This is a genomic window from Agromyces sp. NPDC055661, assembly GCF_053618135.1.
The window spans coordinates 1,427,060-1,450,159 of record NZ_JBSHHC010000001.1 but is presented as its reverse complement, the minus strand read 5'-3'; the positions used below and the strand labels follow the sequence as shown (position 1 = coordinate 1,450,159).

15 protein-coding genes and 1 pseudogene are annotated in these 23,100 nt (G+C 71.3%); 6 read left to right on the top strand and 10 right to left on the bottom strand.

Annotated features, from left to right (window positions below; all coding sequences use genetic code 11):
* Window positions 1-18: 18 nt before the first annotated feature.
* Window positions 19-621 (bottom strand): TetR/AcrR family transcriptional regulator, encoded by a 603-nt coding sequence (locus tag ACWGO8_RS06600; protein WP_452042293.1) that lies wholly within the window; start codon window positions 619-621, stop codon window positions 19-21.
* A gap of 106 nt (window positions 622-727) precedes the next feature.
* Between ACWGO8_RS06600 and ACWGO8_RS06595 the strand changes: the two genes are divergently transcribed.
* The 3 genes from ACWGO8_RS06595 to ACWGO8_RS06585 all read left to right on the top strand — a co-directional run bounded on the left by ACWGO8_RS06595 (window position 728) and on the right by ACWGO8_RS06585 (window position 4,934).
* Window positions 728-2,209, top strand: a complete 1,482-nt coding sequence (locus ACWGO8_RS06595) for an APC family permease (protein ID WP_452042292.1) — start codon at window positions 728-730, stop codon at window positions 2,207-2,209.
* The gene (locus ACWGO8_RS06590; RefSeq protein ID WP_452042291.1) at window positions 2,206-3,924 is read left to right on the top strand and encodes an amidohydrolase; all 1,719 of its coding nucleotides are present in this window, start codon (window positions 2,206-2,208) and stop codon (window positions 3,922-3,924) included. The genes ACWGO8_RS06595 and ACWGO8_RS06590 overlap by 4 nt, the downstream gene beginning before the upstream one ends.
* A gap of 86 nt (window positions 3,925-4,010) precedes the next feature.
* Window positions 4,011-4,934: a DNA-methyltransferase gene (locus ACWGO8_RS06585; protein ID WP_452042290.1), complete on the top strand. Its 924-nt coding sequence runs from the start codon at window positions 4,011-4,013 to the stop codon at window positions 4,932-4,934.
* 66 nt (window positions 4,935-5,000) lie between these two features.
* Here the strand turns inward: ACWGO8_RS06585 and ACWGO8_RS06580 are convergent.
* The 6 genes and pseudogenes from ACWGO8_RS06580 to ACWGO8_RS06555 form a co-directional block, all read right to left on the bottom strand.
* Window positions 5,001-5,879, bottom strand: a pseudogene (locus ACWGO8_RS06580) (acyltransferase family protein); the annotation flags it as partial.
* 101 nt (window positions 5,880-5,980) lie between these two features.
* A complete protein-coding gene (locus ACWGO8_RS06575) occupies window positions 5,981-7,006 on the bottom strand; it encodes a LacI family DNA-binding transcriptional regulator (protein ID WP_452042289.1) in 1,026 nt (341 codons plus the stop codon).
* Between the two features lie 116 nt (window positions 7,007-7,122).
* Window positions 7,123-8,595 carry a GH1 family beta-glucosidase gene (locus ACWGO8_RS06570; RefSeq protein WP_452042288.1) on the bottom strand — a complete coding sequence of 491 codons (1,473 nt, stop codon included), beginning with the start codon at window positions 8,593-8,595 and terminating at the stop codon, window positions 7,123-7,125.
* The gene (locus ACWGO8_RS06565) at window positions 8,592-9,503 is read right to left on the bottom strand and encodes a carbohydrate ABC transporter permease (RefSeq protein WP_376952660.1); all 912 of its coding nucleotides are present in this window, start codon (window positions 9,501-9,503) and stop codon (window positions 8,592-8,594) included. The genes ACWGO8_RS06570 and ACWGO8_RS06565 overlap by 4 nt, the downstream gene beginning before the upstream one ends.
* A complete protein-coding gene (locus tag ACWGO8_RS06560; RefSeq protein WP_376952659.1) occupies window positions 9,500-10,633 on the bottom strand; it encodes a carbohydrate ABC transporter permease in 1,134 nt (377 codons plus the stop codon). The genes ACWGO8_RS06565 and ACWGO8_RS06560 overlap by 4 nt, the downstream gene beginning before the upstream one ends.
* Window positions 10,634-10,717: 84 nt before the next feature.
* The gene (locus tag ACWGO8_RS06555) at window positions 10,718-11,992 is read right to left on the bottom strand and encodes an ABC transporter substrate-binding protein (protein ID WP_452042287.1); all 1,275 of its coding nucleotides are present in this window, start codon (window positions 11,990-11,992) and stop codon (window positions 10,718-10,720) included.
* Between the two features lie 303 nt (window positions 11,993-12,295).
* Here ACWGO8_RS06555 and ACWGO8_RS06550 point away from each other — a divergent pair, with 303 nt between their 5' ends.
* The 3 genes from ACWGO8_RS06550 to ACWGO8_RS06540 all read left to right on the top strand — a co-directional run bounded on the left by ACWGO8_RS06550 (window position 12,296) and on the right by ACWGO8_RS06540 (window position 16,453).
* Window positions 12,296-13,108 (top strand): M15 family metallopeptidase, encoded by an 813-nt coding sequence (locus tag ACWGO8_RS06550; protein WP_452042286.1) that lies wholly within the window; start codon window positions 12,296-12,298, stop codon window positions 13,106-13,108.
* 4 nt (window positions 13,109-13,112) lie between these two features.
* The gene (locus ACWGO8_RS06545) at window positions 13,113-14,552 is read left to right on the top strand and encodes an MFS transporter (protein WP_452042285.1); all 1,440 of its coding nucleotides are present in this window, start codon (window positions 13,113-13,115) and stop codon (window positions 14,550-14,552) included.
* Between the two features lie 404 nt (window positions 14,553-14,956).
* Window positions 14,957-16,453, top strand: coding sequence for an amidase domain-containing protein (locus ACWGO8_RS06540; RefSeq protein WP_452042284.1), 1,497 nt, complete (start codon window positions 14,957-14,959; stop codon window positions 16,451-16,453).
* Window positions 16,454-16,637: 184 nt separating this feature from the next.
* Here the strand turns inward: ACWGO8_RS06540 and treZ are convergent, their stop codons facing one another.
* The 3 genes from treZ to glgX are packed head-to-tail and all read right to left on the bottom strand — an operon-like array spanning window position 16,638 to window position 23,090.
* Window positions 16,638-18,422: a malto-oligosyltrehalose trehalohydrolase gene (gene treZ, locus ACWGO8_RS06535; RefSeq protein WP_452042283.1), complete on the bottom strand. Its 1,785-nt coding sequence runs from the start codon at window positions 18,420-18,422 to the stop codon at window positions 16,638-16,640.
* Entirely contained in the window at window positions 18,419-20,806 is a 2,388-nt protein-coding gene (gene treY / locus ACWGO8_RS06530) for a malto-oligosyltrehalose synthase (RefSeq protein ID WP_452042282.1), read from the bottom strand. The genes treZ and treY overlap by 4 nt, the downstream gene beginning before the upstream one ends.
* A 28-nt stretch (window positions 20,807-20,834) precedes the next feature.
* On the bottom strand, window positions 20,835-23,090 hold the full coding sequence (glgX, locus tag ACWGO8_RS06525) for a glycogen debranching protein GlgX (protein WP_452042281.1): 2,256 nt from the start codon (window positions 23,088-23,090) through the stop codon (window positions 20,835-20,837).
* Between the last annotated feature and the right edge of the window lie 10 nt (window positions 23,091-23,100).

The window sequence follows — 23,100 nt, the reverse complement described above, 5'->3', positions numbered from 1 at the left end:
CGGTCGGATGCCGCGGCCTCAGCTGCTCGTCGGGCAGCCGAGGTCGCGCGCGACCGCGCGCATCGCGGCGCCGGCGACCTCGACCGTCATGAGGGCGTTGCCGCCCACGATGTGCAGCCCGTACGCGTCCTCGAGGGCGACGAAGGTCATCGCGAGCTCGTCGTCCTCGAGGCGCGGCGCGAAGACGCCCGCCTCGCGGCCGGCGGCGAGGATGCCGCGGTACGTCGCGAGCTGCCGGAGGTACATGGTCTGCACCAGCTCGTCGTGCAGCTCGGAGTTGCCAGCGAGCACGTCGAACTCGTAGAGCAGGCTCATGAGCGCGTCGTCGGGGCCGGCGGGGAGCCCGGCCTCGATGGCCGCGCCGAGCCGATCGCGCGGGTCGTCGAGCTCGCCGACGAGCTGGTCGCGCTCGTCGCAGAAGCGCTCGACGCCCGCGGCATGCGCCTCGACGAGCAGGGCGTCGAGGTCCTCGTAGTAGTAGAGCACCGCGCCCCGGCTGAGCCCGGCCTGCTCCGCGACATCCGTGAGCGAGAGCGACCGCAGCCCGTGCATGCGCCCCGCGGCATACGTCGCCTCGATGAGCGCGGCACGACGCGCTTCCTGCCGCTTCGGTCGTGCCATGTGTTGACACTACCCGACCGGTCGTGTCAGACTCCTCGGCATTCTTCGACACTGATGTCGAAGAATTCAAGCGGGACTTCGGACCCCCGACCGAGGAAGACCTCCCATGGCCCTGAACCGACCAGCACCGACGCTCGACACGGCGTCGACCACCACGCACGGCGCGCACCTCTCGCGATCGCTCGGCGTCGGCGGCAACGTCCTCATCACGCTCTCGGGCATCTCGCCCGCGTCGAGCGTGTTCATCCTCGGCGGCGCCGCGCTCGCCGGCTACGGCACCGGTGTCTTCTGGGGCTTCCTGCTCGCCGGCGTCATCAGCATCCTGATCGCGTTCTGCTACGCGGAGCTCGCGTCGCGGCATCCGATCGCCGGCGGCGACTACTCGCTCGTCAGCCGCGTGCTCGGCCCGGCGGCCGGCGCGGCCGTGTTCTTCATCGGCCTCGTGAGCCTGCCGCTCATCGTCGCGATCTTCGCCCTCGGCGTCGCGGACTACCTCGGCGTCGCGATCGCGGGGCTCGACCCGCTGGCGACTGCGCTCATCGTCATCGCGCTCGCCGTCGTGACCGCGTGCTTCAACATCCGCACGAACGCCTGGGTCACCGGCGCGTTCCTGTTCGTGGAGATGGCGGCGCTCGCCCTGCTCGCCCTGCTCGGGTTCGTGCACGTCGAGCGCCCGATCACCGACCTGCTCGACCCGCTGGCGCTCGACGCCGCGACGGGCGGACTCGCGCCGCTCGGCATCGCCGGGCTCGTGCTCGCCGTGACGCAGGGCATCTTCTCCTACAACGGCTACGGCGGCGCCGTGTACTTCGCCGAGGAGACGAAGGACGCGCGCCGGGCGATCGCGAAGGCCGTGCTCTGGAGCGCCGGCATCACGGTGCTCGCCGAGCTCGTGCCGCTGACGGCGATCCTGATGGGCGCCGACTCGCTCGAGGACCTCTTCGGCGCGGCGCTGCCCGTCGAGTCGTTCCTCTCGGCGAACGCGGGCGAGGCGGTCTCCGTCGTGGTGCTCGTGGCCATCGCGCTCGCGATCGTCAACGCGATCATCGCCATCGCGCTGCAGTCGGGCCGGCTCCTGTTCGCCGCGGCGCGCGACCGGGCGCTGCCCGACGCGATCGCACGGCCGCTCGCGGTGGTGTCGGCGCGGACGAAGATGCCGGTCGCCGCGACGATCGTCATGGGCGTGCTCGCGCTCGCCGCGTGCTTCATCCCGTTCGACGTGCTGCTGAACGCCACCGGCTCGACGCTCGCGTTCAGCTACGGGTTCATCGCGCTGGCCGCGTTCGTGGTGCGGCGTCGGGGTGCGACGGATGCCGCGGCATCCGCCGACCGGGACGGGACCGCCGCGGCATCCGCACGCACCGGTGGCTATCGGATGCCGTTGTGGCCGCTGCCGCCGGCGATCGCGCTGCTGTCGATCGGGGCGATCTTCGTCATCGGCATCCTCGACCCCGCCCAGTGGCTCAGCCTGGGGATCGCGTTCTGCATCGTCGGCGCCGGATTCGCCTACTACGGCGTCTACCTGCGACGCAGCCCTGCCGCGCTCCACCTACTGCACGGCGACGACGACGAGGAGTTCTCGGCATGATGCTCGACACGCTGATCACCGGCGCCCGCGTGCGCACGTTCGATCCCGAGGCGCCGTGGGCCGGGGCCGTCGGCATCGTCGACGACCGCATCGCCTACGTGGGACCGGCGGCGGATGCCCCGAACCCGCGCCGACGCATCGAGGCCGACGGCCGGCTCGTGACGCCCGGCATCATCGACAGCCACAACCACCTGCTGCTGGGCTTCGACGAGGACGCCGTCTCGCTCGAGGGCGCGCACGACCTCGCCGAGGTGCGACGCCGCATCTCGGGGTTCGCCGCCCGCCGGCCCGACCTCGACTGGATCTGCGCCGAGAACGCCGTCTACTCGATCGTCGAGGGCAGGCGTCCGAACGCGGCGGACCTCGACGGGCTCACCGACCGACCGGTGTTCGTCACGACGTACGACCAGCACTCCGTCTGGCTCAACCGTGCGGCGCTGCGTGCACTCGGCGTCGCCGACGGCGGCGAGCTCGCCTGGGGCCGGCCCGAGCGCGATCCGGCGACGGGCGAGCCGACCGGGTGGGTGACCGACTTCTACACGAGCGCGATGACCGTCGCGGGGCTCGCGGCGCTGCAGCGCGACATCCCGATGTACTCGCCAGAACGCCGCTACCGCAAGCTGGGCTCGAGCATGCGCATGGCGACCGCGCTCGGCATCACGACCGTCGTCGAGCCGCAGGTGCCGCTGGCCGAGCTGCCGCTCTTCGAACGTGCGCTCGCCGAGGGCGTGCTCACGTCGCGCGTGATCACCGCGCTCTTCCACCCCGTGGGGGCGGATGCCGCTTTCCGCCGCCGGCTGCGCGAGGCGGTCGACCGGGCGGCCGCCGCTCCGGATGCCGCGGGGCTGCTGCGGCTCGGCCCGCTGAAGCTCTACGCCGACGACGTCATCGAGCCGCACACCGCCCTCATGCTCGAGGACTACGCCAACCGGCCGGGCGTCCGGGGCCGGCCGAGCTATCCCGACCGCGAGCTCGTCGGCGTCATCGGCGAGCTCGACCGGATGGGCTTCCAGACCCACACCCACGCGACCGGGGACGGCGGCATCCGCCTCGCCCTCGACGCGATCGAGCACGCCGCCCGCGTCAACGGAACGCGCGACCGCCGCCACGGCGTCGTACACGTCGAGTGCCTCCACCCCGACGACCTGCCGCGATTCCGGGCGCTCGGGGTGACCGCGGCGATGCAGCCGCGCCACTGCTCGCCCGACCTCGTGGCGGGCACCTGGATGGACAACGTGGGCGAGGAGCGCTGGAACCGCGCGTGGCGGTTCGACAGCCTGCTGCGCTCCGGCGCGACCGTCGCGTTCTCGAGCGACTGGCAGGTGGGGGAGATGGATCCGCTCGTCGGGCTGTACTCTGCCGCGACTCGCGCGGGGCTCGACGGTCGCGACGTGTGGACAGCCGATGAGCGCGTCGGACTCGATCGCGCGCTCGAGGCGTACACCGTCCACGGCGCGCGGGCGTGGCACCTCGAGGCGTCGCGCGGGCGACTCGCACCGGGCATGGACGCCGACCTCGTCGTCTGGTCGGACGACCTCTACCGCCACGAGCACGACCCCGCGGGGCTGCTCGGGGAGCACGCCGAGGTCACCATCGTGGGCGGGCGGGTCGTGCACTCGGCGGGTGCGGTCGCGGAGGCGGTGGGGGCTCCGGTCGCCGAGGATCCGGTGGCGGTCGGGGGCGGCGCGGCCGACACGCACGTGCACGTGCACTGAGTGGTGGGTCGGGTCTCGAGACGCGTCCGACTCCGTCGGGCGCTCCTCGACCACCGGGGGCAGGCGTCGCTGGCAGACTGGTGCCCGTGGCATCCGACGACCAAGACCGCATCATCCACGCGGACAACCTCGCGGTGCTGCCGTCGCTGCCCGACGGCGCCTTCACCCTCGTCTACCTCGATCCGCCGTTCAACACCGGCCGACCGCAGGCGCGGCAGTCCACCCGCCACGTGCGGGTGACCGGGTCGGATGGCGCGCGCGATGCGGCGGACGCGCCCCCTTCGACGAGCTCAGGGGGCGTCCCGACCATCACGGGCTTCCAGGGCCGGCAGTACGAGCGGATCCGCGGCGACCTGCTCCGGTACGACGACCGCTTCGAGGACTACTGGGGGTTCCTCGAGCCCCGGCTCGCCGAGGCGTGGCGGGTGCTCGCCGACGATGGCACGCTCTACCTGCACCTCGACTACCGCGAGGCGCACTACGCGAAGGTGCTGCTCGACGCGCTGTTCGGCCGGGAGTGCTTCCTCAACGAGATCGTGTGGGCCTACGACTACGGCGCGAAGGCGAAGCGGCGCTGGCCGACGAAGCACGACACGATCCTCGTGTACGTGAAGGACCCCGACCGGTACTGGTTCGACTCGACCGCGGTCGACCGCGAGCCGTACATGGCGCCCGGGCTGGTGACGCCCGAGAAGGCCGAGCTCGGCAAGCTGCCCACCGACGTGTGGTGGCACACGATCGTGTCGCCGACCGGCCGCGAGAAGACGGGCTACCCGACGCAGAAGCCCGAAGGGATCCTGCGGCGCATCGTGCAGGCGTCGACGCGCGAGGGCGACTGGGTGCTCGATTTCTTCGCCGGGTCAGGCACGACGGGCGCGGTCGCCGCGACGCTCGGCCGGCGCTTCGTGCTCGTCGACGAGAACCCCGAGGCGATCGAGGTCATGCGGGCGCGCTTCGCCGGCATCGCGGGCGTGCGCTTCGAGGTGGGCGTCCCCGCCTCCGCCGGCTGAGCGGGGAACCCCGCGGGGAACCCCGCACAGCACCGGCGCCAGCGGCGTACGCAGGAGCACCATCGCCAACGCCCACGGCACCACGATCGCGACGGCGAACGCGATCCAGGATGCCGCGCCGAGCTTGTGCATCCCGTAGAGGACCGCGGCGTGGGTCAGCACGACCGCGAAGCCGCACAGGGCCAGCCGCGACACCACGGAGCCGGCGCGCTCGCCGAGGTTCGCGAACGCGCGCCGGGCGACGAGGATGAGCCCGCACGAGATGAGGAGCGCCGTCACGACGCTGACGACGGGCGTACCGAAGTCGCCCTGCTTGAGGTCGAGCGGCGCCGAGGCGCCCGACAGAACCAGCCCGACGGCCACGACGAGCATGACCACCCCGGTGAGGGCCGGCCGCGGAAGGAGGTCGCGCACGCGGCGCAGCGTGCGCCCTGCTACGACGAACACGACGCAGGTCGATCCGATCCCCGCCGAGAGCGGCACGAGCGCGATCGCGGGTCCGGCCAGCCAGCCCGCGCCGACCAGGGCGATGGCGATGGCCCACTGGGCGGCCAGCGGCATCCGCTCGACCACGGCAGCCGCGACGAGCGCGACGAAGAACGCGGTCACGAACCAGAACGCGGTGAATCCGTGCGGCATCCCGGACCCGCCCTCGAGCAGGCGCAGCGGCTGGCGGATCGTGCCGAGCAGGAGCCCGATGATGAGGAGCCATGCCGCGTACGGCAGGAGCAGCGAACGGGCGCGCCGTCGCACGAAGGCGCCGAGGGGACCGGGCGACATGGTGCCGAGGTAGCCGCTCAGCACGAAGAAGACCGGCACCTGCCAGGTGTAGGTGGCCAGCCGCGCGGCAGGATCGAACCAGACGTGACCGGCGACGACGGCCACGATCGCGAGGATCCGGATCACGTCGACCGACGCGTCCCGGCGCGCGATCTGCTGCACCATCATCCCCACGCTACGGAGGCGGCCTCCGAGGCACATGGGCGCCGCCTGTGATCTCGGTGTGCGCGCGTGTCGCACTCATCGGGCGATGTACCGCTCGGGCGCTAGGCCGACTCGCGCTTCACGAGGTGCGTCGGCATGATGTTGCGGTGCGGCACGTCGGTGTCGCCGCCGAGGTGGCGCAGCAGCAGGTCGGCCATCTCGAACCCCATCTGCTCCGACGGCTGGTGCACGGTCGTGAGCGGGGTCGGGCCGGAGAGCGCCGCCGGGCTGTCGTCGAAGCCGACCACCGCGACGTCGTCGGGCACCGAGCGCCCGCGCTCGGCGAGTGCCGCGAACGCGCCGACCGCCATGAGGTCGCTGGCGACGAAGAGGCCGTCGAGATCGGGGAACCGATCGAGCAGGCGGCGGGTCGCCTCCATCGCGCCGGCCGCGGTGAAGTCGGCGACCTCGTATGCGTCCGACGGCATGCCCGCGGCATCCATCGCCCGACGATAGCCCTCGAGGCGGTCGACGCCGGCGGGCATGTCGAGCGGACCCGAGACCGTGCCGATGCGTCGCCGGCCGATGTCGACGAGGTGCGACGTGCCCGTCGCCCCGCCTTCGACGTTGTCGACGTCGACGAAGATGTGGTCGCCCGCCTGCGACGGGCGTCCGCCGAACACGAGCGGCAGCGCCAGCCCGGCTTCCCGCTGCAGGTCGTCCCCCTCGTGGTGCGAGATGACGAGCGCGCCGTCGACGACGCCCGAGCGCAGGTAGCGCAGCGTCTTGTGGCTCGGATCGGTCGACGCGACGAGCAGGTTGAGCAGGAACTCGCTCTCGTCGAGCCGCCGGGTGATGCCCTGCACGATCGCCGCGAAGTACGGGTCGCCGAAGAACATCGTGGTGTCCTCGGGGACGATGAGCGCGATCGCCCCCGACGTGCGGCTCGCGAGCGAGCGAGCGGCGCGGTTCGGCACGTAGTTGAGCTTCGCGATCGCCGCGTTGACGGCGGTCACGACGTCGGGGCTGACCTTGGGGGAGCCGTTCACGACCCGACTGACGGTCGCACGCGAGACGTTGGCCTCGCGCGCGACCTCTTCGAGGGTCGGCGCGGTGGGTCGTGTCTTGATGCCACCACCCCCCTGCATGTCAGTCAGTCTATTTCCGCGCCGTCGTTTCCTGCGCCGGGTTGCGTCGCGGGTCTCGCGCGGTCTTCCGCGGAATCACGGGCCCCCGCACGTGTCGCGGAGGCCCGGATGCCGCGTCAGCGACCCGGCAGCGCCCGGTCGCGGATGATCGCCGAGTACGCGAGCCCGCTGTCCTTCACGGTGCGCACCTGGGTGTCGTAGTCGACCCGCACGAGGCCGAAGCGCTTGTCGTACCCCCAGGCCCACTCGAAGTTGTCGAGCAGCGACCAGTAGAAGTAGCCGTGCACGGGCGCGCCCTCGTCGATCGCGTCGAGGATCGCCCCGAGGTGGCCGCCCAGGAACTCCGCGCGCTCCGTGTCGTGCACCGCGCCGTCGGCGGCGACGGCGTCGTCGTAGGCGGCGCCGTTCTCGGTGACGTAGAGCTTCACGCCGGCGGCATCCGCGTACTCGCGATGCACGCGCACGAGCAGCTCGCGCAGGCCGTCGGGCTCGACCTCCCAGTCCATCGCCGTCGTCGGCAGGCCCTGCGGGTGCCAGTGCACGCCCTCCGCGGCGGGGAACGGCGACCGCGTCGGCCGATCGGTCGGCGCACTGCCCTGGAGCGCGACCGGCGCGGGCCGGGCGCTGACGTGCTCGCCGTGGTAGTAGTTCACGCCCAGCGTGTCGATCGGCGTCGAGATGACCTCGAGGTCGCCCGGCCGCACGACCGCGTCGAGCCCGAGCGGGCCGACGTCGGCGAGCAGGTCGTCGGCGTACGCCCCGCGGAAGATCGGGTCCAGGAAGAAGCGGTTGAACTGCCCGTCGATGCGGCGGGCGGCGTCGACGTCGCCCGCATCCGAGGGGTCGACCGGATGCACCGGGGCGAGGTTCAGCGTGATGCCGAGCTCGAGTCCGGGGTCGCGCTCGCGCAGCGCCTGCACGGCGAGTCCGTGGGCGAGCAGCAGGTGGTGGCCCGCCGCGAGGCCGGCCGCGACGTCCTGCCGGCCCGGTGCATGCGCACCGCCCGTGTAGCTGAGGAACGACGAGCACCACGGCTCGTTGAGCGTCGTCCAGACGTCCACCCGGTCGCCGAGCGCGTCGTGCACCGAGAGCGCGTAGTCGCGGAACAGCTCCGCGGTGTCGCGGTTCGCCCAGCCGCCGCGCTCCTCGAGCGCCTGCGGCAGGTCCCAGTGGTAGAGCGTGAGCCACGGCTTGATGCCGGCGCCGAGCAGCTCGTCGACGAGCCGCAAGTAGAAGTCGATGCCGGTCTGGTTCACCGGCCCGCCGTCGGGCCGCACACGCGACCAGGAGGTGGAGAACCGGTAGGTCTGCAGGCCGAGGTCCTTCATGAGGGCGACGTCCTGCGGCATCCGGTGGTAGTGGTCGCACGCGACGTCGCCCGTGTCGCCGTTGATCACGGCACCGGGCACGCGGCAGAACGCGTCCCAGATCGACGCGGTCCGGCCGTCCTCGAACGCGGCGCCCTCGATCTGGAAGGCCGCGGTCGCGGTGCCGAACAGGAAGTCGGCGGGGAAGTCGCGTGCGGGGGCGATGGTGGATGTGGCCAGATCGGTCACGGCGGTGCGGTCCTCTCGGAGTTCGATGGTCATCCCTTCACGGCTCCCGCCATGATGCCGCTCACGAGCTGCTTGCCCGCGAACACGAACAGGATGAGGAGGGGGATGGTCGACAGCAGCACGCCGGCGAGCACGATCGAGTAGTCGACGAAGTAGTTCGACTGCAGGAGCGAGAGCGCGACGGGCAGGGTCGGGTCGTTGCGGTCGAGCACGATGAACGGCCAGAAGAAGTTGTTCCACGCCGACACGAACGTGAACAGGCCGAGCATCGCGGCGGCGGGCCGCGCGGCGGGCAGGCCCACCGTCAGGAACGTGCGGAACGAGCTCGCGCCGTCGACGCGGGCCGCCTCGATGAGCTCGTCGGGCACCGCCTGCTGCAGGTATTGGGTCATCCAGAACACGCCGAAGGCGCTGGTCAGCGCGGGGATGATGATCGCCCCGATGTTCCCCGTCCAGCCGAGGTCGCTGAACAGGATGTACAGCGGCACGACGCCGAGCTGCGTCGGCACGGCCATCGTGGCGACCACGAAGACGAGCAGCCACTTCGAGCCGCGGAAGCGGAGCTTCGCGAACGCCCAGCCGGCGAGCGTCGAGAAGAAGACGACGGATGCCGCGATGAGCGCCGAGCTGTAGATGGAGTTCCACAGCGCGCGCCAGAAGTTCACGGCCGGATCGTTGATGACGGATGCCGCGTTCTCGAGGAAGTTGCCCCCGGGCAGCCACGACATGTTCGGGTCGCGGATCGTCGAGGCATCCCCGGAGCCGATCAGGAACGACCAGTAGAAGGGGAAGATCGCCGCGCCGAGGACGATGGCGAGGCTCGTGTAGACGAACCAGCCGGGACGCGAGCCCTGCACGCGGCGGGGACGCCGGCGCTGGGTGGACGCGTTCGGGATGCCCTCCTCGACGACGGCGAGGGGTGCGGGGTTCAGGACGCTCATCGCGCGGCCTCCTGGGTGTCGATGGTGGGAGCCGGGGCATCTGCGAGCGTGCCCGACGAGGTCGCACGACGCAGGTCGCGCCGGGCCGCACGGGCGGCGGCGCGCTGCTCGCGGCGGCCGAGGCTGCCGCGCGAGCCCTCGTCGCGCACCACCCGTCTGGTGACGAGCAGGTTGATGATGCCGATGGCCAGGATGATGAGGAAGAGGATCCACGCGAGCGCGGCGGCACGGCCGAAGTTCCACTGGCCCCAGCCGATGTCGTAGAGGTACAGCGTGATGGTCAGCCACTGCGAGTCGGCGCCACCCGTGCCGTACTGGTCGTACATGCGCGGCTCGTCGAAGATCTGCAGGCCGCCGATGGTCGACGTGATGATGACGAAGATGAGCGTCGGGCGCAGGCTCGGCACGGTGATCGCGAAGAACTGTCGCAGCTTCGAGGCGCCGTCGATCGCCGCAGCCTCGTAGTAATCGCGCGGGATCGCCTGCATGGCCGCGAGCAGGATCAGCGTGTTGTAGCCGGTCCAGCGGAAGTTCACCATCGTGGCGATGGCGATGTGGCTGGCGAAGGCGTCGCTGTGCCACATGATCGGCGGGATGCCGAGATCGGCGAGCGTCGTGTTCACGAGGCCGTACTTGTCGCCGAACATGTTGCTGAAGATGAGGGCCACGGCGACGGGCGCCATGACGTAGGGGAGCAGGACGCCCATGCGCCAGAAGGTCTTCGCGCGGATGTTCTGGTCGAGCATCGCGGCGATGAAGATCGCGAGGATCAGCTGCGGGATGCTCGAGAGCAGGAAGATGCTGAACGTGTTGCGCAGGGCGATCCAGAACTTCGGCTGCGTGAGCACGTAGACGTACTGGTCGAAGCCGATGAACTCGCCGGAGTTCCGTACCAGGTCCCAGTCCATGAAGGAGATGACCGCGGTGTACGCGATGGGGAACAGGCCGACGACGATGAAGAGGATGAAGAACGGCGAGACGTAGAGGTACGGCGACAGCTTCAGGTCCCACCGGCTGAGCCGGTGCCCGAACGCGATGCGTCGCGGTTCGCGTCGGGGCCGATCGGGCCGAGCCGGGTCGGGGCTCGGGGAGGACGGCGGGGCCGTCTCGGTCGTTGCAGTCGTGGTCACGGTCGTTCCTTGCGTTCCGGTCGGGTGCGAGGGGCGTGGCGGGCCGGGACGTGCCCGACCCGCCACGCGAGGCGTCGCCTCAGGTCAGCCGATGGCCTCGACCTCGGAGACCCACTGGTCCCACGAGGCCTGCTTGTCCTGCGTGCCGTCCTCGACACGGGTCAGGGCCTTCTGCATCGCGTCGTTGATCTGGAAGTAGAACGCACCCTTGAACGGCGCGACCGAGACGGCCTTCGCACGGTCGGTGAAGATCTGGCCCACCGGCGCGTTGTTGAAGTACTCGTTCACGAAGCCGGTGAGGGCCTCGTCGCTGTACGCCTCGTTCTGGCTCGGGAAGGTGCCCGCGTTGACGAACGCCTTGATCTGCTGCTCGGGAGCGGTCAGCCAGTCGGCCAGCTTCTGGGCCTCCTCGACGTGCGCGCCGTTGGCGGGGACGGTCAGGTACGAGCCGCCCCAGTTGCCGCCGCCGTTCGGGAACACGTTCGCGACGTCCCAGCCGGTGACGCCCTCGGCGTTGCCCGAGATGACTCCGAGCATCCAGCCCGGGCAGAGCATGGTCGCGTAGGCGCCGTTCGAGAGGCCGGCGAACCAGTCGTCGCTCCACTGGCCGAGGTGGGCCGACTGCGTGGCGCTCGCGTCGAGCACCTGGTTGTAGATGTCCTCGACCTCGGCGTTGTCGGTCGCGGTGATGTCACCCGAGTCGGGGTCCTCGTAGGCCGCCTCGACCTGGTTGACCATGCCCTGGTAGGTGCCGCCGGCCGAGTCGAACCAGGCCTTGCCCGTGGCGGCGGTGTACTGCGCGCCGACCTCGAAGTACTTGGCCCAGTCGCCCTCGAGCAGGGCGGCGACCGACTCGCGGTCGGTGGGGAGGCCGGCCGCGGCGAACAGGTCGGAGCGGTAGCAGACGCCCTCGGGGCCGATGTCCGTGCCGTAGCCGATGAGGCGGCCGTCGGCGTCCGTGGCGGCGTCGACCTTCCAGTCGAGCCAGCGGTCGGCGGTGCCGGAGGGGACCTCGGCCAGCAGGTCGGAGTACTGCATGACCTCGGGCAGCCAGTCGACCTCGATGGCCTCGACGTCGGCGAGGCCCTTCTTGCCGAGCTTCTGGAAGTAGTTCGCGCGAGCGTCGTTCGACGTCGCCGCCTTGTTCTGCACGACGGTGACGTTCGGGTTCTCGTCCATGTACTCCTGGAGGAGCTCGTCGGTGTACCCGAAGTCGTTGAACGTCGCGACGGTCAGTTCGACCTTGCCGCCGTCGTCCGAGCCGGAGTCGGACGCCGGCGCGCAGCCGGCGGCGATGATGGCGATCGAGGCGGCGCCTGCGGCGGCTGCGATCACCGTGGTGCGTCGTGAAAGCTTCACGGTCACTCCCTTGTGTGCGTGTGGATGGTGGGTTCGGAATGGTCACGTGAAGGCACGCTCCACCGAAGGGTGAGAGCGCTCTCACGATGCAAGACGAGATGCTACGAGAGCGCTCTCACGAATGTCAAGAGAGCGCTCTCACGAAAGCGTTTCGTTATCGAGCCGTGATGTATTCCGGGGTGGGGATGCGCCGCTCGGGGCCGGTCGCGGAGTGGACGACCAGTCGGGAAACGGGACGTTCGGCGCGGCCGGCCCTCCGGCGCACGCTCAGGCTGCGCGGCATCCACGGCGTAGACTCGTCGGGTGTCTTCGAGCCAGCGGCAAGGACCGTCCGACCAGGTGCGACAGCGCCGTCGGCTCGTCATCGCGGGGTCGCTGAGCCTCGTCCTGCTGGCGATCGCGGTGATGGTCATCGGCTACGTGACCGGACTCCCGTCGTCGGGCGACGACTCGTCGACGGCCGCCGAGGAGACGGAGACGCCCACGCCGCGTCCGTCGCCCGGCGAGGCGCCCGCGCCGGCGAGCGTCGACACGTTCAACCGCGCGGCGAACTCGATCGACGACCCGAACAGCATCTGGGTCGTGGTCAACAAGCTCCGGCCCATCAATCCGCAGGACTTCGAGCCGCCCGACCTCGTCGAGGTCCCGGTCGACTACACGAACGAGCCCGAGCTGCGCCAGGTCGCGTCCGACGCCGTGGTCGCGATGTTCGACGCGGCGTACGCCGAGGCCGGCCTCGAGCTCGCGTCGAACAGCGCCTACCGCTCGTACTCCTCGCAGGAGAACGTCTACGACGGCGACGACACCACGACCGCCCGGCCCGGGTACAGCGAGCACCAGACCGGGCTGACGATGGACATCGGCCCGCTGTCGGGGGAGTGCTCGCTCGATGTCTGCTTCGCCGACACGCCCGAGGGCGCCTGGCTGCGCGACAACGCGTACCGGTTCGGGTTCATCCTGCGGTACCCCGCCGACAAGACCCCCGTCACGGGCTACAGCTTCGAGCCGTGGCACTTCCGCTACGTCGGCGTCGAGCTCGCGACCGAGATGCGCGACACCGGCGTGACCACGCTCGAGGAGTTCTTCGGCCTCCCGGCAGCTCCCGACTACGGCTGATCCGATGACCGCTCGCACCGATGCGACGACGGCCGAGGGCACGCGGATGCCGCGGCGCGGCCTCGGGCTCGCGGTGCTCATCGTCAACCAGCTGCTCGCCGGCGTGGGCGTGGCGACGGGCATGGCGCTCGCCGCGATCCTCACCACCGACCTCACGGGCGCCCTCGCGATGGGCGGGCTGGCGCAGTCGTCGAGCGTGTTGGGCGCCGCCATCGTCGCGGTGCCGTTGGCCAAGCTCGCCGTGCGATTGGGTCGTCACGTCGCGCTCGCGACGGGCTATGCGCTCGCGTTCGTCGGCGCCGTGATCGTGATCGTCGCGGCCGCGAGCGCCATCGCCCCGCTGGTCTTCCTCGGCCTCGCCGCGTTCGGTGCGGCCGCGGCCGCGAGCCTGCAGGCCCGCTTCGCCGCGACCGAGGTGGCGGTGCCGGGCTTCGAGGCGCGATCCATGTCGCTCGTGCTGTGGGCCACCACGATCGGCTCGGTCGCCGGCCCGCTGCTCTCGCAGACCGGCGACACCGTGGGGCAGGCCATCGGGCTGCCGCCGCTCGTGGGCCCGTTCGTGTTCTCGGCGGTCGCGTTCGCGACGTCCACGGTGCTCGTCGCCACGCTGCTGCGCATCCCGAAGGCGGGTCACCTCGCGATCGACCCCTCTGCGACGCCGGATGCCGCGAGCGAGCCGGGTCCGGTCGCCGCGAGCGAGCCGCGTCCGGTCGCGCCGGCGAGACCGGCGTCGGCGGATGCCGCGACCGAGGCCGCCGCGGTCGACCCCGCCGCGCCGCCCGCGGCCGCTGCGGCATCCGTCGGCAGAGAGGCATCCGTCACGACCGCTCCACCGGCCCGGCGCGTCGGCTCGTGGCAGGCGCTGCGGATCGCGGTGCGCGAACCGCGGGCGCTCGTGGCGATCCTCGCGATCGTCTGCTCGCAGACCGTGATGATCTGCGTGATGGTCATGACGCCCGTGCACATGTCCGAGCATGGCCTGTCGCTGTCGCTCGTCGGCGTGGTGATCAGCATCCACATCCTCGGCATGTACGGAGCGAGCCCGATCATGGGGTGGCTGTCCGACCGCATCGGATCGATCCGGGTCATCGGCATCGGCGCCGCGATCCTCGTGACCGCCACGGTCATCGGCATCCTCGCCCCGCCCGACGACGTGCTCCTGCTCCCGCTCGCGCTGGGCCTGCTCGGCCTCGGCTGGTCGGCGAGCCTGATCGGCGGGTCCACCCTGCTCACGACCACGGTCGACGAGCGCATCCGGGTGCCGCTGCAGGGCGCGACGGATGCCGCGATGAACGTCGCCGCCGCGTGCGCAGCCGCGATCTCGGGCGTCGTGCTCGGCGTCGGCGGGTTCGCGGCCGTCAACGTCGTGGCGATATTCGTGCTCGTGCCGCTCGCGATCGCGGCGCTGCGCCTGCGGATGATCGGCCGCCAGGCCACCGCCTGACGTCCTCGGCCCGGACATCTCTTCCCTGAATCCGCCTGCTTCCCTGAATCCGCTTGCTTCCTGAATCCACCTGCGCGACGGAATCCCACGCGTGCGCTGGAATCCCGGCGGATCGGGATTCCACCAGCCGAACGGGATTCCGGGGGGCCGACCAGCAGTCCATCCGATGCGCACGCATGGAATCCCAGCGACCGTTCAGGGAGCCCGGCGTAAGGTCGGTGGGTCCCTTGCGAGGATTCCTCGTGGTTGTGGACGCGGCGCCGTGGCCGCATGCGGCGCCCAATGCCGAGTCATGGTCGTGATCGCGCTCTCATGCTTCTCCCAGTAAGCGAGAGGGTTCCTCACAATCACGCGTGGTGGGCTGTCGTGTCCCCCTTAATGCCGACACCCCCGGATCCCTCGCTGTGCCAAAGACCCCTGATACCCCTGAGCTTCCCCTGCGCTTCCGCACCACCTTCCGCGCCCCCTCGTCCCCTGACGACGTCGCGGCTGCGATCGGCGCCATCGACCCGACCGAGTCCGTGACGGTCGAACTCGGCGCCGACTGGCAGCCGGGTGCGGCTTCCGAGTTCGAGGCGATCCCCGCTCCCGAGGAGCCGGCGATCGAGGCCGAGCAGGACGCGACCCGCAACGTCCGCTTCGATGAGGCCGATGAGCAGGACGCGACCCTCGCCGTCCTCGCGGCCGATGCCGACGCAACCGCCGAAACGACCGAGCCGACGACCGCGCTCGAGCCCGACGCCGCCGACGAGCCCGAGCCGACGACCGCGCTCGAGCCCGACGCCGCCGACGAGCCCGAGCCGACGACCGAGCCCCGTCTGCGCACGAAGGGCCCGCGCCACCGCGCCGAGCGCGTGCGCAACCGCCGCACGCCGGGCGCCGCGTTCCGCCGCACGGTCGCCCTCAGCTGCGCGTCGGCGATCATGGGCGTGACCGCGTTCGGTGCCGTCGCCGCGGCCGCGAACGACGACGCGTCGCCCGGCACCGTGGTCTCGGCGACCGCGGCAGACCACGCGACCCCGACCGACACGATCGCCGCCGAGCCCGCGCCGCAGGTCGACGAGGGCCCGTCCGTCACGGGTGAGCTCTCCGTCACTTCGGCGCCGTTCACCGGCGGTACGCAGGTGACCGTCACGGGCGAGCAGCTCGACCAGGTCGCCGCCGTCAGCGTGGGCGACACCGCTGCGAGCATCGTGTCGGCCGACGACGGCCAGGTCACCTTCGCGGTGCCGGCCGTCGCCGACACCGCGACCGGCTCGACGGCGGAGGTGCACTTCGCGGATGCCGCGGGCCAGCCCATCGACGTCGAGATGCCGACGGCCGTGGTCGCCGCCGGCACCTCCGTGGTGCAGCCGCTCGAGGGCGCCCTCACCGGCCAGCCCGTCACCGCGGCGCCGACCACGCCCAGGACGCTCACCCTCACCTACACGAGCGATCCCGGCATCGATGCGCAGGTCGCTTACGTGCTGGCCTACTGGAGCAGTTACAACACCGCCCAGTACCCGGTCATCGACGGTTACGACTGCGCGAACTTCGCGAGCCAGTCGCTCGTCGCACGCGGCTGGACGATGGACGGGGGCTGGTACCTCGACGGCAGCGGCGCGATGTCGCCGAGCTGGGCGAGCTCCACGGCCCTGCGCGACTACCTGCGGACCCGCACCGACCGGGCGACCGAGCTCGACGACTCGCAGCGCTCGCAGGTCAAGGTGGGCGACATCGCCCAGTTCGACTGGGACGACTCGGGCGACCGCGACCACACCGCCGTCGTCACGCGCGTCGAGCACACCGATGCGGGGACGAAGGTCTGGGTCGGGGGCCACACGAAGGACGCCGACTACTGGGACGTCGACACCGCCCTCGCCAACGGCGGCGGCTCGGTGAGCTACTTCTCGATCCGGTAACCGGACTCGCGGGTCCCGTACCCTCCGAGCCGAATGCAGGAAGTTCCGGCCGACACGCCGCGCGCTGACGTGCGACCCGCCGCCGAACGCCGAGAAGTTCCTGCATTCGAACCCCGGGGTGGGTGTGCTTGAACCGGTAACCGTCGTGGCAGGTTTCGAGACGCGTCGGCTCCGCCGGCGCTCCTCAACCCGCGAGGTCGGCGGTGTCGACCACGACGATCGACCGCGCCGGCAGCACGAGCGCGTCGGCCGTGTCGGGGACGTGGTCGCCCGCGAGCTCGCCCGAGTGCAGCAGCACGCGTCCGGCGAGCGTCGTCGCCGCGCCGGCCGGTCCGAGGTTCACCGCGATGACGAGCGCGCCGCGGTGGACGAGCACGGTGCGCGCCTCCCCGTCGACCTCGACGCGGGTCAGCGGCATCCGCGGGTCGGTGAGCTCGGGTCGCGAGCGACGCAGCGCGATGAGCGACCGGTACCACCGCAGCATCCGCGTGTGACGGCTCGCGGCACGGTCGCCGTCGGGATACGGCTCGCCCCAGTCGAGCTTCGAGCGGCGGAACGTCTCGGGGTCCTGCGGGTCGGGCACGACGGCGGGGTCCCAGCCCATGCGCTCGAACTCCGCGATGCGGCCCTCGGCGGTCGCGCGGCCGAGGTCGGGCTCGGGATGCGACGTGAAGAACTGCCACGGCGTGCTCGCCGCCCACTCCTCGCCCATGAACAGCATGGGCGTGAACGGCGAGAGCAGCGTGAGCGCGGCCGCGATCGCGAGGCCGCCGTCGTCGACCCATGCCGCCAGCCGATCACCCGCCGCTCGGTTGCCGACCTGGTCGTGGTCCTGGTCGAACACGACGAGCCGCCACGCCGGCGTGACTTCGTCGAGCGCCCGCCCGTGGACCCGGCCGCGAAAGGTCGAGGGAGTCCGCGCGTGGAAGAACCCGCGCTCGAACACCTCACGCAGCGCGTGCAGCGGTGCGAAGTCCTCGTAGTAGCCGACCGTCTCGCCCGAGACCGCCACGTGCACCGCGTGGTGGAAGTCGTCGCTCCACTGCGCCGTGATCCCGTACCCGTGCGCCTCGCGCGGTCGGACCATCCGTGGGTCGTTCAGGTCGCTCTCGGCGATGAGCGTCAGGGGTCGGCGCACGTGCGCCGACAGCGCGTCGACCCGCTCGGCGAGCTCCTCGAGCAGGTGCACGGCGCGGTGGTCGTCCAGTGCGTGCACCGCGTCGAGCCGTAACCCGTCGACGTGGTACTCGTCGAGCCACATCAGCGCGTTCCCGAAGATGTGCTCGCGCACGTGATCGGAGTCCCACCCGTCGAGGTTGAGCGACGCGCCCCACGTGTTCGCGCGCCCCTCGTGCAGGTACGGGCCGAACTCGGGCAGGTAGTTGCCGCTCGGACCGAGGTGGTTGTAGACCACGTCCTGGATCACCGCGAGACCATGGGCGTGGCAGGCGTCGACGAAGCGCTGGTAGGCCGCCGGCCCGCCGTAGGCCGCCTGCACCGCGTACCAGAGCACGCCGTCGTAGCCCCAGTTCCACTCGCCGTTGAACGCGTTGACTGGTAGCAGCTCGACGAAGTCGACGCCGAGCTCGACGAGGTGGTCGAGCCGCCCGATCGCCGCGTCGAGCGTGCCCTCGGGCGTGAACGTGCCGAGGTGCAGCTCGTAGATCACGCCGCCCGCGAGCTGGCGGCCGGTCCACGCCGTGTCCTGCCACTCGTGGGCGGCCGGGTCGAACACGCGCGAGAGGCCGTGCACCCCGTCGGGCTGCCAGCGCGAGCGCGGGTCGGCGCGCGGGGTCTCCACGTCGTCGACGAGGTAGCCGTAGTCGCGCCCCGAGGCCGTGGCGTGCCACCAGCCGCCGGGTTCGGCGGTCATCGGATGCCGCGCCCCGTCGACCTGCAGCGTCATCCGCTCGGCGCGGGGCGCCCACACGCGGAACTCGGTCGGGGCGTTCGCATCGGCCGCGCTCATGCGGTGCCTCCCTCCTCGGCGAGCAGTGCCACCGGATAGCGGTCGAGCAGCTCGGCGACCCGCGACTCACCGCCGGCGTGCCGTCGCCCGGTGATCACGTCGACCACGGGCGCGCTGCCGATGTCGATCACGGTGTCGCCCCAGCCGCCGCGGGCGGCGAGCCCGACGGGCAGCCGGGTCGCGAACGCGATGGCGCCGCCGCGAGCGAACGCGATCAGGTGATCGGCAGCGGCACCGGATGCCGCGAGCGGGACGTAGTCGCCGAACAGGTCGGGCCGGTCGCGGCGCAGGCGCAGGGCTCGGCTCGTGACGAGGAGCTTCGCGGCGCCGCCCGCTCCGACATGGGGAAGTGCGCCCGCGTCGAGCATCGTGAGGATGCGCCGGCGCAGGTCGAAGTCCACCGGACGCCGGTTGTCGGGGTCGACGAGCGACTGCTCCCAGAGCTCGCTGCCCTGGTAGACGTCGGGCACGCCGGGCGCCGTGAGCTGGATGAGCTTCGCCGACAGCGAGTTCGACCAGCCCGGCGCCTCGAGCAGGGCCACGGCCCGGCCGACGATCGCGGCGACGCGCTCGTCGTCGAACACGGCGTCGACGAGCGCGTGCATCCGTGCCTCGAACGCGGCGTCGGGCTCGGACCACGTGGTCGAGTTCCCGGCCTCGCGTGCAGCCTTGTCCGCGTAGGCGTGCAGGCGCTCCCGGCTCGCCGGCCACGCGCCGACGATCGCCTGCCAGAGCAGGTGCTCGAGGGGACCGTCGCCGAGCGGCCCCAGCTCGCGCAGCTCGTCGAGGATCGCCGTCCACTCGCCGGGCACCTCGGCGATCACGTCGAGCCGGGCCCGCACGTCCTCGCCGCGCTTCGTGTCGTGCGTCGACAGGGTGGTCATCGACCGCGGCATCCGCTCGTGCCGGTCGCGCGACCGCGCGTGGAACTCGTCGACCCCGATCGCGAACTCGGCTGGATCGCCGCCCACCTCGGTGAGGCTCGTGAGCCGGGTGTACCGGTAGAACGCGGTGTCCTCGACGCCCTTCGCCATGACCATGCCGCTCGTCTGCTGGAACCGCTGCGCCGCCGGATGCCCCGGATCCGACAGGATCGGCAGCAGGCGCGCGACGATCGGGCCGAGCTCGGGCCGGTGCCGTACGGTGCGCTCCGCGGCTGCATGCAGGTGCTCGACGCCGAACGGCAGGTACGACCGGTACACGGGGAACCACGCGAGCAGTTCGGCGACCGCGTCGGCGACGGTCCCTGAGCTCGTCGAAGGGACGGACGCGGGGCTCGCTTCGACGGGCTCAGCGACCGAAGGGACGGGCTCGGCGACCGCATCCAGGAGTGTGCGGTCGAGCCGCAGCACCTCCGAGCGCAGGATCCCGTCGGCGATCGCGCGCTTGGTGCCGTGGATCATCTCCGCCCAGTCGACGGGTTCCCCGCCGCGCAGCCTGGTGTCGAGCGCCGTGAGCGGTGCCTCGCCTGCCGGATCGACGAGCACGCGGTCGATGTCGGACAGCGCGTCGTACCCGGTGGTGCCGTCGGTGGGCCAGCCAGGCGGCATCCGCTCGGGCCCTTCGAGGATCTTCTCGACGAGCACGTACGCGCCCGACGTGCGCTCCGCGAGCCGTTCCAGGTACGCGCCCGGATCGAGCAGTCCGTCGGGGTGGTCGACCCGGAGTCCGTCGACGAGCCCGTCGCGCAGCCAGCGCAGCACCTCGACGTGGCTCTCGTCGAAGACCCACGGCACCTCGACGCGAATCGCGGCGAGCGTGTTCACCGCGAAGAAGCGCCGGTAGTTCAGGTCGTGGTCGGCACGCCGCCAGTCGACGAGCTCGTAGTGCTGTCGGTCGTGCACGGCCACGGGGTCGTCGCCGGGCTCCGCGGTGCCGGATGCCACGGGGAACCGGTGATCCCAGTAGCGCAGTTCCAAGCCGTCGCCGTCCGCCGCCGTGACGAGCCGCAGCGCGGCGACGTCGTCGGCGCTGCCCAGCACCGGGATCCGCAGGCGTCCGCCGCCGAAGTCCCAGTCGATGTCGAACGCCTCGGCGTACCGGGACCCGCGGCCGTTCGCGAGCACGTCCCACCACCACGCCATCGCCGCGGGCGTCGCGACGCCGACGTGGTTCGGGACGAGGTCGGCGAGCACGCCCATGCCGTGCGCGTGCGCGGCGGCGGCCGCACGCTCGAGCGCCTCGGGGCCGCCGCGCGCGGCGTCGACGCGCGAATGGTCGACCACGTCGTAGCCGTGGTCGGAGCCCGCCTCGGACTCGAGCAGCGGCGACAGGTAGACCCAGTCCGCGCCGAGGTCGTGCAGGTAGTCGACGATGCCGGCGACGGCGTCGAGGTCGAACGACGGCCGCACCTGGAGTCGGTACGTCGAGACGGGCGTCTTCACCGATGTTCCCCCCATGGCGTCGTGACGGCTATTCGACTGGCTTCGCGGTCGGGGACTGCCGGCGACCCGACACCGTCGGTCCGCGTGTGGCGCCCGGAAGCTGCTCGGACTGCGAGGTCCGCACGGCGAGCGACGCCGCCACGGAGTGGTCGGGTTCCGTCACGGGCTCGGAGTGCGCCCGGAGCACGAGCATCGAGCGTCCCTCGAGCTCGAACGTCTCCCCGGCGCCCTTCGGCGGCGAGTCGGCCGTGCGCCCGGCGGTGTCGATCACGACGTCCCACTGCTGCTGCGTGCGCGGCGGGATCGTGAACCGCGTCGGCTCGGGCTCGGCGTTGTAGAAGAGCAGGAAGTCGACGTCGGTGATCGGCTCGCCGCGGGCATCGCGCTGCCGGATGCCGCCGCCGTTCAGGTAGACGCCGACGGCTCGTCCGAGCGGAGCATCCCAGTCCTCCGGCCGCATCTGCGTTCCGTTGGGGCGCAGCCACACGATGTCGGGCAGCGGACCCTCTGGCCCCTCGGGGACCTCCTCGCTCTCGACCGGCCGGCCGTCGAAGAAGCGGCTGCGCCGGAAGGTGGGGTGGTCCTTGCGCAGCTGCGAGATCGCCGCGGTGAACTCGACGAGCGGGCGGTCGGCCTCGTCCCAGTGCACCCAGCTCAGCTCGTTGTCCTGCGCGTAGGTGTTGTTGTTGCCCCGCTGCGTGCGGCCGAGCTCGTCGCCGTGCAGGAGCATCGGCACGCCCTGCGAGAGCAGGAGCGTCGCCAGGAAGTTGCGCTGCTGCCGGGCGCGGAGCGTCAGCACGTCGGGGTCGTCGGTGTCGCCCTCGATCCCGGAGTTCCACGACCGGTTGTGCGACTCCCCGTCGTTGCCCCCCTCGCCGTTGCCCTCGTTGTGCTTCTCGTTGTACGAGACCAGGTCGCGCAGCGTGAAGCCGTCGTGCGCGGTCACGAAGTTGATCGAGGCCACCGGCCGCCGCCCGCTGTTCTCGTACAGGTCGGACGACCCCGTGATGCGCGACGCGAACTCGCCGAGGCTGGACGGCTCGCCCCGCCAGAAGTCCCGGACCTCGTCGCGGTACTTGCCGTTCCACTCGGTCCACTGGGGTGGGAAGTTGCCCACCTGGTAGCCACCTGGACCGACGTCCCACGGCTCGGCGATGAGCTTCACCTGCGAGACCACCGGGTCCTGCTGCACGAGCTCGAAGAAGCTCGACAAGCGGTCGACATCGTAGAACTCACGGGCGAGCGTGGCCGCGAGGTCGAACCGGAAGCCGTCGACGCGCATCTCGAGCACCCAGTACCGCAGGCTGTCCATGATGAGCTGCAGCGCGTGGGGGTTCCGCACGTTGAGCGAGTTGCCCGTGCCGGTGTAGTCGGTGTAGTAGCGCTTGTCGTCCTCCTCGAGGCGGTAGTACGCCGCGTTGTCGATGCCGCGGAAGCCGATGGTCGGGCCGAGGTGGTTGCCCTCCGCGGTGTGGTTGTACACGACGTCGAGGATCACCTCGATGCCGGCCTCGTGCAGGGCGCGCACCATGCTCTTGAACTCCTGCGCCTGCTGGCCGAGCTCGCCGGTCGACGAGTACTCGTTGTGCGGCGCGAAGAACCCGATGGTGTTGTAGCCCCAGTAGTTGCGCAGGCCCTTCTCCTCGAGCGTCGAGTCCTGCACGAACTGGTGCACTGGCATGAGCTCGATGGCCGTTACGCCGAGCTTCAGCAGGTGCTCGATGACGGCTGGATGCGCCACGCCCGCATAGGTGCCGCGCTGCTCCTCGGGGACGTCGGGATGCAGCGCCGTCAGGCCCTTCACGTGCGCCTCGTAGATCATCGACTCCGAGTAGGGCGTGTTGGGATGCCGATCGCCCGCCCAGTCGAAGAAGGGGTTGATCACGACCGAATGCATCACGTGGGCGTCGGAGTCGTCGTCGTTGCGCGAGTCGGGGTCGCCGAAGTCGTAGCCGAACAGGGACTGGTCCCAGTCGAACCATCCGACCATCGCCTTCGCATACGGATCGAGCAGCACCTTGTTGGGGTTGTGCCGGTGCCCGTGCTCGGGATCGTACGGTCCGTGCACGCGGTAGCCGTAGCGCTGGCCGGGCTGCGCCTGCGGCAGGTAGGCGTGCCAGACGAACGCGTCGACGTCCTGCAGCTCGACTCGGGTCTCGTTGCCGTCCTCGTCGAAGAGGCACAGCTCGACGCGCTCGGCGGACTCGCTGAAGATCGCGAAGTTCGTGCCGCTGCCATCGAACGTCGCTCCGAGCGGGTAGGCGGTGCCAGGCCAGGCTTCCATGGGACTCCTC